We start from the raw sequence: 14,501 nt of genomic DNA, 5'->3' as shown, positions 1-14,501 counted from the left end.
TGCCTATGCTGGCGGCCAATTCGAGCGAGATGCAGGGAGATTCGGTGATGCAGGCAGGCAAGCCAACGCAGGGCAGGGCGTTCCTGGCCGTGGAGCAGGTCAGCAAGCGCTTTGGCGGCCCCGGCGGCTTCCTCGCGCTGGACGGCGTGTCGCTGTCGGTCGGGCAGGGCGAGCTGCTGTGCCTGCTGGGCCCGTCCGGCTGCGGCAAGACCACGCTGCTGCGCATCATCGCCGGCCTGGAGCAGGAGGACGCCGGCCGCATCCACGCCGGCGCGCGCGAACTGACCGGCCTGCCGCCGCAGGCGCGCGACTACGGCATCCTGTTCCAGTCCTACGCGCTGTTCCCCAACCTGACCGTGGCGCAGAACGTCGCCTACGGCCTGCACGGGCGCGGCATGGACCGCACGCACCGCGACGCGCGCGTGGCCGAGATGCTCGACCTGGTCGGCCTGGCCGGCAGCGAGCGCAAGTTCCCGGGACAACTCTCGGGCGGCCAGCAGCAGCGCGTGGCGATGGCCCGCGCGCTGGCGCCGGCGCCGTCGCTGCTGTTGCTGGATGAGCCGATGTCGGCGCTCGACGCACGCGTGCGCGAGCATCTGCGGGTGGAACTGCGCCAGCTGCAGCGCCGCCTGAACATCACTACCGTGATGGTCACACACGACCAGGAAGAGGCCATGACCATGGCCGACCGCATCGCCGTGATGGATGGCGGGCGCATCGTGCAGGCGGGCACGCCCGCAGAGATCTACGAGCAGCCGGCGTCGGCCTTTGTCGCCGGCTTTGTCGGGCAGGCCAACTGGCTGCCCGGGCACAGCGCGCCGGCCGGGCGCTTCACGATTGGCGAAGGCAGCCAGGCGCTCGAGTTGCAGGTCGAGGCGCCGCAGCCGCTGGCTGGCGCCGGCCGGCTATGCTGCCGCCCGGAGGCGGTGCGGCTGGACCCGGACCCCGCCGAGCCTAACCGGCTGCTGGCACGCGTGGTCGACCAGACCTATCTCGGCAACCGCTACCGTCTGGTCCTGGAAGCCGACCGTTTGCCCGGCCTGACGCTGTTTGCCGACGTGGCGCGCGAGGCGCGCCACCGGCTGCCGGAGGCGGGCGGCCACAAGTTCTGGATTGCCTTGCCGGCGCCGGCGCTGCGGGTGTTCGCATGATGCGCGCCGCCACCGCCTTGCTGCCGGCGCAGGCACCGGCGTCCCGGCAGCGCGGCACCGGCCTGGCCGCGCGGCTGGCGCACGGCGCGCCCGCGGCGATGAAGTGGCTGTGGCTGGCCGGGCTTGCCGTGGGCCTGCTGCTGCCGTTGCTGGCGCTGTTCCGCCAGGCCTGGTTCGATGGCGCGGGCCAGTGGGTGCTGGGCGCGCGCATGGCCGCGCTGGTATCCGGCCCCAACTTCCTGCCGATGCTGGGGCGCAGCGTGGCGGTGTCGCTGACGGTGGTGGCGCTGGTGGTGCCGCTGGCGTTCGGCTTTGCCTACGCGCTGCAGCGCTCCTGCATCGCGCTGCGGCCGCTGTGGCGCGGCATTGCGCTGCTGCCGCTGTTCGCGCCGTCGCTGCTGCCGGCGATCGCGCTGGTCTACCTGTTCGGCAACCAGGGCATCTTCCGCGACGCCTTCGGCCCGGGTGGCATCTATGGCTTCTGGGGCATCGTGCTGGGCGAGGCCTTCTACACCTTCCCGCATGCGCTGATGGTGCTGGTGGCGACGCTGTCGCTGGCCGATGCGCGCCTCTATGAAGCGGCGCGCGCCATGGGCGCCGGCCCGTGGCGCACGTTCCGCACCGTGACGCTGCCGGGCGCGCGCCAGGGCCTGTTCGCCGCGGCCTGCCTGGTGCTGACGCTGGTGATCACGGACTTTGGCGTGCCCAAGGTGGTGGGCGGCGGCTACCCGGTGCTGGCGCTCGAGGCGTACAAGGCCGTGGTGGGGCAGCAGCAGTTCGACCGCGGCGCGCTGATCGGCATGCTGCTGCTGGCCCCCGCGCTGCTGACCTTTGCCGTCGACGTGGCGCTGCAGCGGCGCCAGCGCACGCAGCTGGGCAGCCGCGCGCAGGTGTATGTGCCGGCGCCCGAGCGCGGCCGCGACAGCGCCTGCCTGCTGCTGGTGCTGGCCGTCAGCAGCGCGCTGCTGGCGGTGGTCGTCACCGCGGTGGGGGCGTCGCTGGTCAGGCTGTGGCCGTACAACCTGAGCCTGACGCTGGCGCACTACGACTTCGACAACATGGATGGCGGCGGCTGGCTGGCCTACCGCAACAGCCTGAAGCTGTCCGTACTGACCGCGCTGGCCGGCACCGTGGCGATCTTCCTCGGCGCCTGGCTGACGCTGCGCACGCGCGGACCCGCCTGGCTGCATGGCGTGCTGCGCGCGGGCTTCCTGCTGCCGATGGCGGTGCCGGGGCTGGTGCTGGGGCTGGGCTATGTGTTTTTCTTCAACGCGCCCGGCAATCCGCTGCACGCGCTGTACGGGACCATGGCGCTGCTGGTGCTGTGCAATGTCGCGCACTGCTACACCACCGGCCACCTGACCGCGGCCGCTGCCCTGCGCCAACTCGACCACGAGTTCGAGGCCGCCGCACTGTCGCTGGGCGTGGCGCCGCTGCTGACGTGCTGGCGCGTGACCGTGCCGGTGTGCCTGCCGGCGCTGCTCGATATCTTCCGCTACCTGTTCGTGTCGTCGATGACGACGGTCTCGGCGGTGATCTTCCTGTACAGCCCCGACACCGTGCTGGCCGCGATCTCGGTGCTGAACATGGACGATGCCGGCGATACCGCGCCCGCCGCGGCGATGTCGACGCTGATCCTGCTGACCGCCGTGCTGGCCGCGCTGTTGCTGCACGCGCTCTCGGCCGGCTGGCTGCGCCGGGCGCAGCGCTGGCGCGCCGGCTGAGCCTTCCGTTTTGTCATCCCGCTGCACTGCGCAACACACTGACCGATTCCAAAGGAGAAACCATGTCCCGCATCACCCGCCTTTCCGCGGCCATTGCAACCGTGGCCGCCGCCACGCTGCCGCTGCTGGCCGGCCACGCCGCCGCTGCCACCGTGCTGACGGTCTACACCGCGCTCGAAGCCGACCAGATCGCCGCCTACAAGGCCGCGTTCGAGAAGGTGCATCCCGATATCGAGATCAAGTGGGTGCGCGATTCCACCGGCATCGTCACCGCCAAGCTGCTGGCGGAAAAGGCCGCGCCGCGCGCCGACGCGGTGTGGGGCCTGGCCGGCTCCAGCCTGGCGATCCTGGACAAGGAAGGCATGCTCGACCCGTACGCGCCGAAGAACCTGGCCGCGATCGACGCCAAGTACCGCAGTCCGGCCAACCCGCCGGCATGGGTCGGCATGGACGTGTGGGGCGCGGCGATCTGCTTCAACACGGTCGAGGCGCAGAAGCAGGGCCTGCCCAAGCCCACTTCGTGGGCCGACCTGACCAAGCCCGTCTATGCCGGCAAGGTGGTGATGCCGCATCCGGCCTCGTCGGGCACGGGTTTCCTCGACGTCAGCGCATGGCTGCAGATGATGGGCGAGCAGAAGGGCTGGCAGTACATGGATGCGCTGCACAAGAACATCGGCCTGTACACGCACTCGGGTTCCAAGCCTTGCAAGATGGCCGCGCAGGGCGAATTCCCGATCGGCATCGCGTTCGAGTACCGCGCCATGAAGTCGAAGAAGGAAGGCGCGCCGATCGATATCGTGCTGCCCAGCGAAGGCCTGGGCTGGGACATCGAGGCGACCGCCATCGTCAAGGGCACGAAACATCTCGATGCGGCGCGCAAGCTGGCCGACTTCTCGGCGTCGCGCGAGGCGATGGCGCTGTATGAAAAGAACTTCGCGGTGCTGGCCGTGCCCGGCATCGCCAAGCCCGACGCGCTGCTGCCGGCGGACTACGAGAAGCGCCTGATCAAGAACGACTTCCGCTGGGCCAGCGATAACCGCGACCGCATCCTGGCCGAATGGAGCAAGCGCTACGAAGGGAAGGCGGAGAAGAAATAAGGCCGTTGGGCCAGGCGCCACGGCGACAACGGCGACAACGGCGGCCCGCAGAAACGGGTACGCCCGCGGCGCCGCGGCCGCCGATTGCGGCCCGATTCAGGCCGGGCGTTGCGCGTCGTCGGACGCGGGCAGGCCGGCGTGCAGGCGGCGGTAGAGTTCGTCGATGCGCTGGCGGCTGGCCTGCAGTTCTTCGCGGCCGCGTTCGGTCAGCAGGTAGACCCGGCCGATGCCGTCGCGCAGCACGCTTTCCAGGTAGCCTTCCATTTGCAGTGCGCGCAGCAGGGGGCGCACCGAACCGATATCGACCTGGAAACCGTATTCCAGCAGCATGTCGGCCAGCATGGCCACCGTGGCGGGGACTTCCAGCGCGAACTGCAGGACGTAGACGCGGGCCAGCAGGCCCAGGAACTGTCGTTTCATGTGGATTGGCAACGCGGCCGACGCCGCGCCGGTTGACGCAGGATGCGGGCAATGTGATGCCGGCAGCGCCGCGGAGCGGGCGGCCAACGAGGATGCGGCCTGCCGGTGCGCCGGGCAGCGCGCATTTTGCCGAATCAAAAAAAGAAGCCGCCAGGAGGCCTGGCGGCTTGTCGGGAATGCGTCGGAGGGGTCAATTAACTCTGGCGCAGACCAGATTTTAATTTAATCTAATGCGGCTTGTCACGCGTCGGTAACGCGTCCCCTCCTGCGAGGGGAGCGGCTGAAAGCTCACGGTAAGAATGTGACGTATTTAGGTGACATTGTGGCGGAAACGGCGCCCAATTTGCTGGTAGATCCGTCAACGCGTCGCCAATCTCGTAGTCTCTCTGACGCCTTTCGGCGGTGACCGCAGCGCCACAGGTCCGAATCCGGCTTGCGATCGGCGCGGCACCGGCGTCCAATGCGGCATCGTCCACCTGCTGGCAAGCGTCCCTGCCGACCGATGAAACCACTCGACCTGTTTCGCCTGCTGGCCCTCGCCGCCCTCTGGGGCGCCAGCTTCCTGTTCATCCGCATCGGCGCGCCGGTGCTGGGGCCGGTGCCGACGGCGTTCGTGCGCGTCCTCATCGGCGCACTGACGCTGGCCGCGTGCCTGCCGCTGCTGGGCCTGCGCTGGGACATGCAAGGCAAATGGCCGGCGGTGCTGGCGCTGGGCGTGGTCAACTCCGGCATCCCGTTCGCCATGTATGCCGTGGCGGCGCTATGGCTGCCGGCCGGTTACTCGGCGGTGTTCAATGCCATGACGCCGCTGATGGGCGTGATGATCGGGGCGCTGGCCTTTGCGGAACCGCTGACGCGCGCAAAAGCCATGGGTGTGGTGCTGGGCGTGGCGGGGGTCGCGGTGCTGACCCGCACCGGCCCGGTGGCTTTTTCCGCGGAGGTCTTGCTGGGGGCGCTGGCCTGCCTGGTCGCCACGGCCTGTTACGGCTTGTCGGGTTTCCTCGCGCGGCGCTGGATCACGCAGCGGGGCGGGCTGGACAGCCGCCTGGTCGCGGCCGGCAGCCTGGTGGGGGCGGTCGCGTTCCTGCTTCCGTTGTGCATCGCCGCGCTGTGGCGCCACAACACGCTGCCCGATGCCGGCGCCGGCGTCTGGGCGGCCATGCTGGGCCTGGGCACGCTGTGCACGGCGCTGGCCTACATCCTGTATTACCGCTTGATTGCCGACCTGGGTCCGGTGCGCTCGCTGACGGTCACCTTCCTGATCCCGCCGTTCGGCATCGTCTGGGGCGCGCTGTTCCTGGGCGAGGCGCTGTCGTGGGCGCATGCCGCGGGCGGCGCGCTGATCGGCATGGCGGTGTGGCTGGTGTTGCGGCCGGGGGCGGCAGCACCGACCGGAACCAGACAGGCCGCCGGCGCTGCCGCCGAACGTTGAGTGGGGCCACTTACACAGGTGGAAGTCGCCGCGCGGCTCGGCATTTCGCAGCCTGCCTATGCGCAGCAGGAAAACAGTGCCCGCCTGCGCAAGACCTCGCGCGAGCGGATTGCCGCAGCGCTGGGCATCACCGCAGCGCAACTCGATATCTGATCGCGGCGCCCGGTTCAGGCCTGCGCCGCGGTGCCCACGTTGTACTGCTCGCGCACCATCATCACCACGCGGCGGGCCTGGCGCCAGTGACGCACGGCGTCGGCCTCGCTGCGCTCGGGGAAATCGACTTCGGCGCTCCAGTTGCAGCCGGTATGGTCGGGGCGGTGCACGCACACCGCGCGCAGCTGGCAGTCCTGGCAGCCGGGCTCCTGGCGCAGGCACAGGTTGATCAGGTGCTTCAGTTCGGACAGGGGTTTGGTCAGGCGCTCCATGGATGGCTCCGTCAGGCGCGCGGCATGCGGCGGGGTCAGGCGCTGGCCGGCAGTTCCGGCACGCGCTCTGCGTCGGCGGCGTCGGCACGGCATTGCGGGCATACGCCATACAGCACCAGCATATGCTCGCGCAGCACAAAGGCGTTGTCGGCGGCGACCTGGCGCTGGCGCTGCTCGATGCTCTCGTCGCGGAATTCCTCTACGCGTCCGCATGCCACGCAGATCAGGTGGTCGTGGTGACCGCCTTCGTTCAGTTCAAATACGGCGTGGTCAGACTCGAAGCTGTGCCGCAGCAGGATATCGGCCTGCACCAGCTGGTTGAGCACGCGGTACACGGTGGACAGCCCGGCATCCTCGTCCTGCGTGAGCAGGATGCGGTAGACATCTTCCGCGCTCAGGTGGCGCCTGGCGCTGGTGCGGAACACTTCGAGGATGCGCATCCGCGGCGACGTCGCCTTCAGGCCGGCGCGCTTGAGATGGATCGGGTTGGTGCTCTCGGATGACATGGCGGATGGCATAGGCATGCTGCGGCTGGCGCCCCGCAGTCAGGGCGGCGCCCGGCCTGGCGCCGCACGGGGCACGGCGTCAGTGGCTTGGCGGAATTTCAGGCGGGAAGCGACAGGGCCGGCGGGCATTGGCGCTCCCGTCCCTGGCGGCGCGACGTGCCTGCACGGCGCGCGGAATAAAAAGGTGGCCTGGCTTGCCGCCGGAAGACGCGATCGGGAAAGCGGGGTCTGGTTGCTTTCCCGATCTTCCGGAGACTGGCTACTACCAAACGCTCCGCGTGACGGAGCGGTCCCCACAAAAGTCGGTATCGAAGGCCGCAGAGGCGGCTTCCGGAAATTTTTCCTGCCGGCCAGGGCTGGTTGTCGTCGCGTGCCGCGAGGGGGCCAGCCTGGCCGGGCTGCCCGTGCCGTCCGGTGCGTCGTTTGGTGCGCCGTGCGTCAGGCAGTGATCGAATAGTAAATGGGAATCGATCTCATTACAAGGAAAATTTTGGGGGTGTCGAAATTGCCGTGCCTTCAGCCACCGGATTGCCCGCGTACCGAAGCGGGGTCTCGCTCACGAGGCCCAGGCAGCGCGTATCCGCGCGCCTGGGATTGGTGCCGTCCGGGCAACGCCATGCGTATCGCCGCGCATCTAGCGCATGGGCGCCACCGCTCATACGATTCCGATCATGCACCTCGGAAAATCCTACTCGTTATCCGAATTCATCGTCTGGTCGAGACGGCAGATCTACGCCTTGCTCGCTTGTGGAGCGCTTCCCATTGTTCTCCATCAGCTCCTTGGGCTGAAATGGCTGTCGGTGCCGCTATCGGTCGTGGTGTTGCTGGGCACCGCCACCTCGTTCATCGTGGGTTTCAAGAATGTGCAGACCTACAACCGGGCGTCGGAGGCCCAGCAGGTCTGGACGCAGATCCTGAACGGAAGCCGGTTCCTGGGTGTCATCAGCCTGGACTTCACCGCCACACCGGCGGCCGCAAGAGAACTGATTCTGCGGCACTGCGCGTGGCTGACGGCGCTTCGCTATCAACTCCGAAGCCCGCGGATCTGGGAGAACGCAGGCAAGGCTGCCAACGTCGAGTACCGCAAGCACTACCGCGTGCCCGAGTGGGAAACACCCCTGGAACATGCGCTTGCCCGATATCTGCCGCCGAAGGAGCGCGATGCGCTGCGGCGGACCGATAGCAAGGCGACGCGGATACTTGCCTTGCAGTCAGCAGCAATCAAACGCCTGGTGCAAGCCGGCGAGATCGACTGCGCCTTCCATATGGAGCTCGAAAGAGCAATCCGGGATGCCTTCGAGCAGCAAGGGCGGGCAGAGCGTATCAAGGACTATCCGTACCCCAGGCAATACGCGGTCATCAACCGGCTTTTCGTCCGCTCGTTCTGCCTGTTGCTTCCCTTTGGCATTCTCACGGAATTCGAGAAGCTCAACAGCAGCGTGCCTGGCTTCATGCAAGGCCACCTGATCTGGCTGGTGGTTCCGTTCAGCGCGATGATCTCGTGGATGTATCTCGCGCTGGAACAGGTCGGTGAAAGCACCGAAAACCCTTTCGAAGGCGGCGCCAACGATGTGCCGATCGCGCACATCTGCCGCAAGATCGAGCGCGAACTGATGGAGATGCTAGGCGAGACCGACCCCGTGCCGGAACCGGCGTCGGAACACGGCATTGTCCTTTAGCCCAGCGGGGCCGGCGAAGTCGTGCATGCCTTCGTGCGCAGCCTGCGCGAGGAGGCAGGACGCCTGGGCCTGGGCGAAGGGAACGGCGCGGCAGCCGCATGGACGGCGCGCCACCCCCACCACTTTGTACCGCTTTGTATCTTGCCGCCGATACGACACGGCGGCTGACAAACGCGGCCCGCATCGGCTACATGGCCGATACACCGGTCGCCTTAAATACTTTCCGTGGCCGCGGCGTCGGATACCCTGAAAGCGAAAGCCGGCCCGCTCAATTCTCAACGTGAACTTAAGGAAACTGATCATGACTACCCAAATCGCCCGCCGCTTTGTCTTCGCCCTTGCCCTCGCTGCCGCCGCTGCCGGCGCCCAGGCCGCCAGCTTCTCCGCCGCAGGCGCACGCGACCCGTTCACCGATGGTGCCCGCAGCGCGGTGGACGCCCGCGACCCGTACAGCGAAGGCGCGCGCTCGGTCCAGGAGCCGCGCAGCCCGTACAGCGATGGCGCCCGCAGCGTCGATCCGTTCAGCGACGGTGCGCGCAGCGTCGACCCCTACACCGACGGCGCCCGTTCCGTGGCGGGGCTCGACCGCAGCGGCGTCTCGGCGGACCCGGCGCGCAGCGTCGATCCGTATCTCGACGGCGCCTACGCCTAAGCCGTGCCGGCCGGTCCGCCGGCCCGCTTCATCACCACCAACACCATCCAACAGGAACCAGGCATGACCCGTATCGAGAAAGTGCTGTACACCGGCAAGGTCCATATCACCGCGGGCGGCCGCGACGGCGAGGCGCACAGCGACGATGGCCGCCTCAACCTGCAGCTGTCTTCGCCCGGCTCGCGCGGCGCCGGCACCAACCCCGAGCAGTTGCTGGCGGCGGGCTGGTCGGCGTGCTTTATCGGCGCGATCGGGCTGGCGGCCGGCAAGCGGCAGGTCAAGCTGCCGTCGGACCTGTCGGTCGATGCCGAGGTCGACCTGGGCATGGCCGGCGACGCCTACCTGCTGCAGGCCCGGCTCAATGTGAGCATTCCCGGCATCGAGCGCGAGCTGGCGCAGGCACTGGTCGATACCGCGCACCAGACCTGCCCGTACTCCAAGGCGCTGAGCGGCAATATCCACGTCGAGACCAGGCTGGTCTGAAGCAAGGGACTGTCTCATCGTGAGGCAGCCCCCATCCTGCAAGTCATGATCGCGGCAGCCCAAGGGCTGCCGCGGTCGCATGCCGCGAGGTCAATGGCCGGCGCTCTGCCCGCCGTCGACGTGCAGGATCTCGCCGGTCACGAACGGCGCGGAATCCAGATACAGCACGGCGTCGACGATATCGCGCATCTCGCCCATATGGCCCATCGGGTGCAGCGCGCCCAGGGCCGCGTGGGTCTCGGGCGCATGCATCGGCGACTTGATGATGCCGGGCGAGACCGCGTTGGCGCGGATGCCGGTGCGCGCGTATTCGATCGCCAGCGAGCGGGTGGCCGCGTTCAGGCCGCCCTTGGTCAGCGACGCCAGCACCGACGGCACCCCGCTGAGGGCATGGTCGACCAGGCTGGTGGTGATGCTGACCACGTGGCCACTGCGCTGTTTCTCCATCTGCGCGACCGCCAGCTGCGTGATATGGAAAAAGCCCGCCAGGTTGATGCCGGTGACCGCTGCGTAGTCTGCGTTGGTATAGCTGGTGAACGGCCTGGCGACGAAGATGCCGGCGTTGTTGACGAGCGTATCGATCCGGCCGAACCTGGCCACGCCCTCGGCGATGACGCGGCGCGCGGTGGCCGGGTCGGCCAGGTCTCCGGCGACGGCCAGGAGGTCCTGGTCGTCGGACGGGCGGATGCTGCGCGCCGTGGCGACGACGCGATCGCCGCGTTCGCGGAAGGCCTTGACCAGTTCCGCGCCGATGCCCTGCGATGCGCCTGTGATGACGACGACTTTCTGTGCTGCACTCATGTTTTCACCTCGATGTAGGTTGGTCCGGCTAGCGTGCCGATCGGGCCCGCGGCGCCGATGGCTTCCAATCTAGGGGTTCGGGCCGGGCTTTCGAAGGCACCGGCCGGACAAACAGTTATGCGTGGCGCGTACTAATGTCCGACGCGTCAGTCGACTTCGGCGGGGCGCAAACCTATGATGGCGACTGCGCCGGATACCGGGCGAGGTCCGTTACCAGCAGGGGGAAGCAATGAAACGCCAATTCGATGACCTCCAGCTCGGCAGCATCGAACTGTTTTGCCTGGCCGCGGAACTGGGCAGCTTTACCGCGGCCGCGGTTGCCGCCGGCGTGACGCCGCCGGCGGTCAGCCGTACCGTGCAGAGGCTGGAAGAGCGCCTGGGCGTGCGGCTGTTCGTGCGCACCACGCGGCAGATCCGCCTGACCGACGAAGGCCGCCTGTACTTCGAGCAGAGCCGCGCCGCGCTGGCGCAGCTGGTCGATGCCGAGCGGCAGATCGGCGGCCAGCACGCGACGCCGGCCGGGCGGCTGCGCATCAGCCTGCCGACGCCGTATGCCCACTATCGCGTGTTGCCGGTGCTGCCGGCATTCCGGGCCCTGTACCCGGAGGTCCAGATCGATGTGCACATCAGCAATCGCAACGTGGATTTCGCCGATGACACCTATGACCTGTGCGTGCGCGGACGCGCGCCCGATGACTCCAACCTGATCGCGCGCAAGCTCGAGGACGCCGAGCTGGTGGTGGTGGCGGCGCCCGCGTACCTGCGCCAAGCCGGCACGCCGCAGTCGCCGGAGGATCTGCTGCGGCATGAATGCATCCAGTTCGAGCGCCCCAGCAGCGGACGCAGGATTCCCTGGACCCTCCAGGTCGACGGCACGGAAACCGATATCGTGACGACCGGCTCGTACACGGCGTCGGAGGATATCCTTGGCGGCGCCACGCTGGTGCGCGCCGGCGCCGGCCTGTTCCAGACCTATCGCTTCGTGGTGGAACAGGACCTGCGCGACGGCACGCTGGTGGAGGTGCTGCGCGAATACGGCGGCAGCGCGCGTCCGTTCGTGCTGCTATACCCGTCCGCGCGCCATGTCACGCGCCGGGTCCGGGTGTTCGTTGACTTCCTGCTCGAAAAATTCTCGGCGTAGCCGTTCGGCTCATGCCGGCCGGACCTGCGCAATGACCACCAGGATCACGGCCGCGTTGCCCGGCTGCTGGAAGTGCGAAGAGATCGTGCGCGCGTGGCCGGCCTTGTCGCCCAGCACGTCGCGGAACAGGTCCGACGCCGCGTCGAGCACCGCCGGTTGTGCGAACCATCCGGGGGCGCTGGCAATGTGGCCGTCGACACGCACGAGGTGGTCGAGCCGCGCAAAGCCGCCCAGATGCGCGTCGATCTGCGCCAGCACGTTGAGCGCGGCCAGTTCGGCGGCTCGCCTGCCTTCGTCGACGCTCAGGTCCTTGCCGACCTGGCCCGCCCAGATCACCTTGCCGTCCTGCAGCGGCAGCTGCCCGGAAATGAATAGCAGGTCGCCGGCCTGGCTGACCGCGGTATAGCTACCCAAGGGTTGAGGCGGTTGCGGCAGCGCCAGGCCGCGCGCCGCGAGTCGTTGCTGGACAGACATGGTGGCTCCCAATCGAAAGGTGGTGTCGCAAACGGCACGGCGAGTGTCGGACGTGGCGTCGGACGTGGCGTCGGACGTGGCATCGGCGCCGGCGGCAAGTGCATGTCGGACCCGGCGGCCGTGCTCACGCTACAGACTCTATGGGCTCGCCTGCACGCGATAAAGCCATCGGCGGGAACAGGACTTGATACATGACGTAACCAGTGCCGGCCGCGGCCAGCCGTGCGCCTGGCCGCGACATCAGTCCGGCATGGGTTCGCGGCTGAACGCCTCCAGTTCCCGGACCAGGCTCTGCGCCGCCAGCCGGACCAGCGCAGCGCCCTTCTCGGGCGTTGCCAGTCCGGGATCCGAGCCGATGCGGCCGTCCGGATAGCGCGCGCGGAAGTCCAGCGCCTCGCGGATGGGGCCGCTGGGGGCGATCCGCGGCGCATAGTCGGCATGTTTGCGCGCATCCGGAAAGGCCCACTGCGTGATCGCGATTTCCGAAGGCGTGGCGTGCGAGCCGTGGCCGGTCGGGAACTGGTCGCGCGCCAGTTCGCCCACGCCGGGCAAGTCCCACCAGTTGCACAGCTTCAGCGCAAAGCCGGCGCGGCGCCTGGCGAAGCTGGCTTCGGCGTAGAGCTCGGAGAAGGCCGCGTCGATCGAGGCGACGTTGCCGCCATGACCGTTCAGGAACAGCAGTTTCTCGAAGCCGTGTCCCGCCAGCGAGCGTACCCAGTCGCCGATCGCGGCAATGAAGGTCGACGGGCGCAGCGAGATCGTGCCGGCGAACCCCAGGTGATGCTGCGCCATGCCGATATTGAAGGTCGGCGCCACCAGGATATCGGCCTGCTTCTCGGCCTCGCCGGCAATGATCTGCGGGCACAGCCAGTCGGTGCCGAGCAGACCGGTCGGCCCATGTTGTTCGTTCGAGCCGATGGGGATCACGATGGTACGGCTGCGGGCCAGGTATTGCTCGATCTCCGCCCAGGTTGAAAGATGAAGTTGCACGGGAGCTCCTTGGTGGGTGAGGGTTGGGATCACGGCGGCGCGATGCCGCATCAGCGGCGCGCGGGCAGCTTGTTGCACAGGATGATGATGGCCGCCAGCAGCGGCAGCGCGGCCATCATCAGCATGCCGAGATGGAGGTTGCCGGTCGCGGTCTTGGTCCAGCCGATGGTGGCCGGCCCCCAGAACCCGCCCGACAGGCCGATGGTGTTGATCAGCGCAATGCCGCCCGCCGCCGCGGGGCCCTGGATGTATTCGGCCGGCATGGCCCAGAACACGGTGTAGGCCATCCACAGTCCCATGGTGGCGAGCGTCAGCAGCACCAGCGTCGCCGCCAGGTTGCCGTCCGCCAGCACCGAGGCGGCCAGCAGCATGGCTGCCGCCAGTGCCGGCACCGCGCAGTGCAGGCGCCGCTCGCCCGAGCGGTCGGACTTGCGGCCCATGTAGTACATGCCGAACGCCGCCGCCACATAGGGGATGGCCGCGTACCAGCCGAGCCGCACGGTATCGTCCACGCCCTGCGCCTTGATCATGGTCGGCAGCCAGAAACTGATGGCGTAGATGGCCGCGATGATGCAGAAGTAGGCCAGCGCCAGCACATAGACGCGCGGGTCGCGGGCCACGGCGCCGAAGCCATGCTTGTGCGCGGCAACCGGCGCCAGTTCAGCTTCCAGCAGGCGCCGTTCGGCGTCGCTGAGCCAGCTCGCCTGCGCCGGGCGGTCCGGCACCAGCGACAGCGCCAGCATGCCGAGCAGCACGCACGGCAGACCCTCGACAAGGAACATCCATTGCCAGCCCGCCAGTCCGCCATAGCCCGCCAGCGCGGTCATCAGCCACGCCGATGCCGGCCCGCCGACGATGCCGCCGATCGGTCCCGCCAGGAACACGATGGCGATGGCCCGCGCCATGCGTTGCGGCCCGTACCAGCACGACAGGTAATAGATCATGCCGGGCGCGAAGCCGGCTTCGAAGACGCCGAGCAGGAAGCGCAGCGCGTAGAACGTCGGCACGTCCCGCACGAACACCATGCAGGCCGAGGTAAGCCCCCACAGCACCAGGATCCGGCTGAAAGTCTTGCGGGCCCCGACCCGCGGCAGCATCAGGTTGCTCGGCAGTTCGAACAGGACATAGCCCACGAAGAAGATGCCGGCGCCCACGCCGTAGGCCGCGTCGGAGAAGCCCAGGTCGCTTTGCATCTGCAGCTTGGCAAAGCCGACGTTGACCCGGTCCAGGTAGGCGAACAGGTAGCAGACCAGCAGGAAGGGCAACAGGCGCCAGTTGATCCGGCTGTAGAGGCTGGAAGCGCCCTCCATGGCGCCCGCGTCAGGAATGGCTAGCATGCTTGCTGTCTCCGGTGTGGTTGCGGCCCGGTGGGGCTCGGTGGGGCTTGATCGTGTCCCTCGTGGGCTGAATCCTGGCAGCCGCGGGCGGGCTCGCAAACAGCAACTCGGGCCACACTTCGTTCTGTTCCGGGCAACGCACCGCTCCGGGTGGCCCACGCTGCCCGTGGCAAGCAAGGCGAGGCGCGT

General features: G+C 68.3%; 15 protein-coding genes and 1 pseudogene. 9 read left to right on the top strand and 7 right to left on the bottom strand.

What is annotated here, in order from left to right; all coding sequences use genetic code 11:
• Positions 1–47: 47 nt before the first annotated feature.
• The 3 genes from FHX60_RS22760 (at position 48) to FHX60_RS22750 (ending at position 3,972) form a co-directional block, all read left to right on the top strand.
• A complete protein-coding gene (locus FHX60_RS22760; RefSeq protein WP_183284813.1) occupies positions 48–1,151 on the top strand; it encodes a putative 2-aminoethylphosphonate ABC transporter ATP-binding protein in 1,104 nt (367 codons plus the stop codon).
• Positions 1,148–2,875 (top strand): putative 2-aminoethylphosphonate ABC transporter permease subunit, encoded by a 1,728-nt coding sequence (locus FHX60_RS22755; protein WP_112776288.1) that lies wholly within the window; start codon positions 1,148–1,150, stop codon positions 2,873–2,875. The genes FHX60_RS22760 and FHX60_RS22755 overlap by 4 nt, the downstream gene beginning before the upstream one ends.
• A gap of 62 nt (positions 2,876–2,937) precedes the next feature.
• Positions 2,938–3,972: a putative 2-aminoethylphosphonate ABC transporter substrate-binding protein gene (locus FHX60_RS22750; protein ID WP_112776289.1), complete on the top strand. Its 1,035-nt coding sequence runs from the start codon at positions 2,938–2,940 to the stop codon at positions 3,970–3,972.
• Positions 3,973–4,068: 96 nt separating this feature from the next.
• Here the strand turns inward: FHX60_RS22750 and FHX60_RS22745 are convergent, their stop codons facing one another.
• Positions 4,069–4,392, bottom strand: coding sequence for a PadR family transcriptional regulator (locus FHX60_RS22745; protein WP_092314759.1), 324 nt, complete (start codon positions 4,390–4,392; stop codon positions 4,069–4,071).
• Positions 4,393–4,894: 502 nt separating this feature from the next.
• Here FHX60_RS22745 and FHX60_RS22740 point away from each other — a divergent pair.
• Both FHX60_RS22740 and FHX60_RS22735 read left to right on the top strand, forming a co-directional pair.
• A complete protein-coding gene (locus FHX60_RS22740; protein WP_112776290.1) occupies positions 4,895–5,824 on the top strand; it encodes a DMT family transporter in 930 nt (309 codons plus the stop codon).
• Positions 5,825–5,833: 9 nt separating this feature from the next.
• Positions 5,834–5,977: pseudogene (locus tag FHX60_RS22735) on the top strand (helix-turn-helix domain-containing protein); the annotation flags it as partial.
• A gap of 14 nt (positions 5,978–5,991) precedes the next feature.
• Here FHX60_RS22735 and FHX60_RS22730 read toward each other — a convergent pair.
• Positions 5,992–6,249 carry a hypothetical protein gene (locus tag FHX60_RS22730; protein ID WP_062804044.1) on the bottom strand — a complete coding sequence of 86 codons (258 nt, stop codon included), beginning with the start codon at positions 6,247–6,249 and terminating at the stop codon, positions 5,992–5,994.
• Positions 6,250–6,284: 35 nt separating this feature from the next.
• The gene (gene fur / locus FHX60_RS22725; protein ID WP_112776291.1) at positions 6,285–6,773 is read right to left on the bottom strand and encodes a ferric iron uptake transcriptional regulator; all 489 of its coding nucleotides are present in this window, start codon (positions 6,771–6,773) and stop codon (positions 6,285–6,287) included.
• 653 nt (positions 6,774–7,426) lie between these two features.
• Here fur and FHX60_RS22720 point away from each other — a divergent pair.
• The 3 genes from FHX60_RS22720 (at position 7,427) to FHX60_RS22710 (ending at position 9,569) form a co-directional block, all read left to right on the top strand.
• Positions 7,427–8,434, top strand: coding sequence for a bestrophin family protein (locus tag FHX60_RS22720; protein WP_183284812.1), 1,008 nt, complete (start codon positions 7,427–7,429; stop codon positions 8,432–8,434).
• Positions 8,435–8,735: 301 nt separating this feature from the next.
• Positions 8,736–9,086, top strand: coding sequence for a hydroxyquinol 1,2-dioxygenase (locus FHX60_RS22715; protein ID WP_183284716.1), 351 nt, complete (start codon positions 8,736–8,738; stop codon positions 9,084–9,086).
• A 63-nt stretch (positions 9,087–9,149) separates the two neighbouring features.
• Positions 9,150–9,569, top strand: coding sequence for an organic hydroperoxide resistance protein (locus FHX60_RS22710; protein WP_183284715.1), 420 nt, complete (start codon positions 9,150–9,152; stop codon positions 9,567–9,569).
• A 90-nt stretch (positions 9,570–9,659) separates the two neighbouring features.
• On the opposite strand, the gene FHX60_RS22705 is transcribed toward FHX60_RS22710, so the two are convergent.
• Positions 9,660–10,370 (bottom strand): SDR family NAD(P)-dependent oxidoreductase, encoded by a 711-nt coding sequence (locus FHX60_RS22705; RefSeq protein WP_112776294.1) that lies wholly within the window; start codon positions 10,368–10,370, stop codon positions 9,660–9,662.
• Positions 10,371–10,599: 229 nt separating this feature from the next.
• On the opposite strand from FHX60_RS22705, the gene FHX60_RS22700 reads away from it, so the two are divergent.
• Positions 10,600–11,511: a LysR family transcriptional regulator gene (locus FHX60_RS22700; RefSeq protein WP_112776295.1), complete on the top strand. Its 912-nt coding sequence runs from the start codon at positions 10,600–10,602 to the stop codon at positions 11,509–11,511.
• A gap of 9 nt (positions 11,512–11,520) precedes the next feature.
• Here the strand turns inward: FHX60_RS22700 and FHX60_RS22695 are convergent, their stop codons facing one another.
• The 3 genes from FHX60_RS22695 to FHX60_RS22685 form a co-directional block, all read right to left on the bottom strand.
• Positions 11,521–11,985, bottom strand: a complete 465-nt coding sequence (locus tag FHX60_RS22695) for a RidA family protein (protein WP_183284714.1) — start codon at positions 11,983–11,985, stop codon at positions 11,521–11,523.
• Between the two features lie 240 nt (positions 11,986–12,225).
• Positions 12,226–12,975, bottom strand: coding sequence for a creatininase family protein (locus FHX60_RS22690; protein WP_092314735.1), 750 nt, complete (start codon positions 12,973–12,975; stop codon positions 12,226–12,228).
• Positions 12,976–13,025: 50 nt separating this feature from the next.
• Positions 13,026–14,312, bottom strand: coding sequence for an MFS transporter (locus FHX60_RS22685; protein ID WP_183284713.1), 1,287 nt, complete (start codon positions 14,310–14,312; stop codon positions 13,026–13,028).
• Positions 14,313–14,501 lie beyond the last annotated feature (189 nt).

It is taken from the genome of Cupriavidus alkaliphilus (assembly GCF_014191175.1).
Taxonomy (GTDB): Bacteria; Pseudomonadota; Gammaproteobacteria; order Burkholderiales; family Burkholderiaceae; genus Cupriavidus; species Cupriavidus alkaliphilus.
The sequence above is the reverse complement of the archived record's forward strand: the minus strand, read 5'-3'. Positions and strand labels throughout refer to the sequence as shown.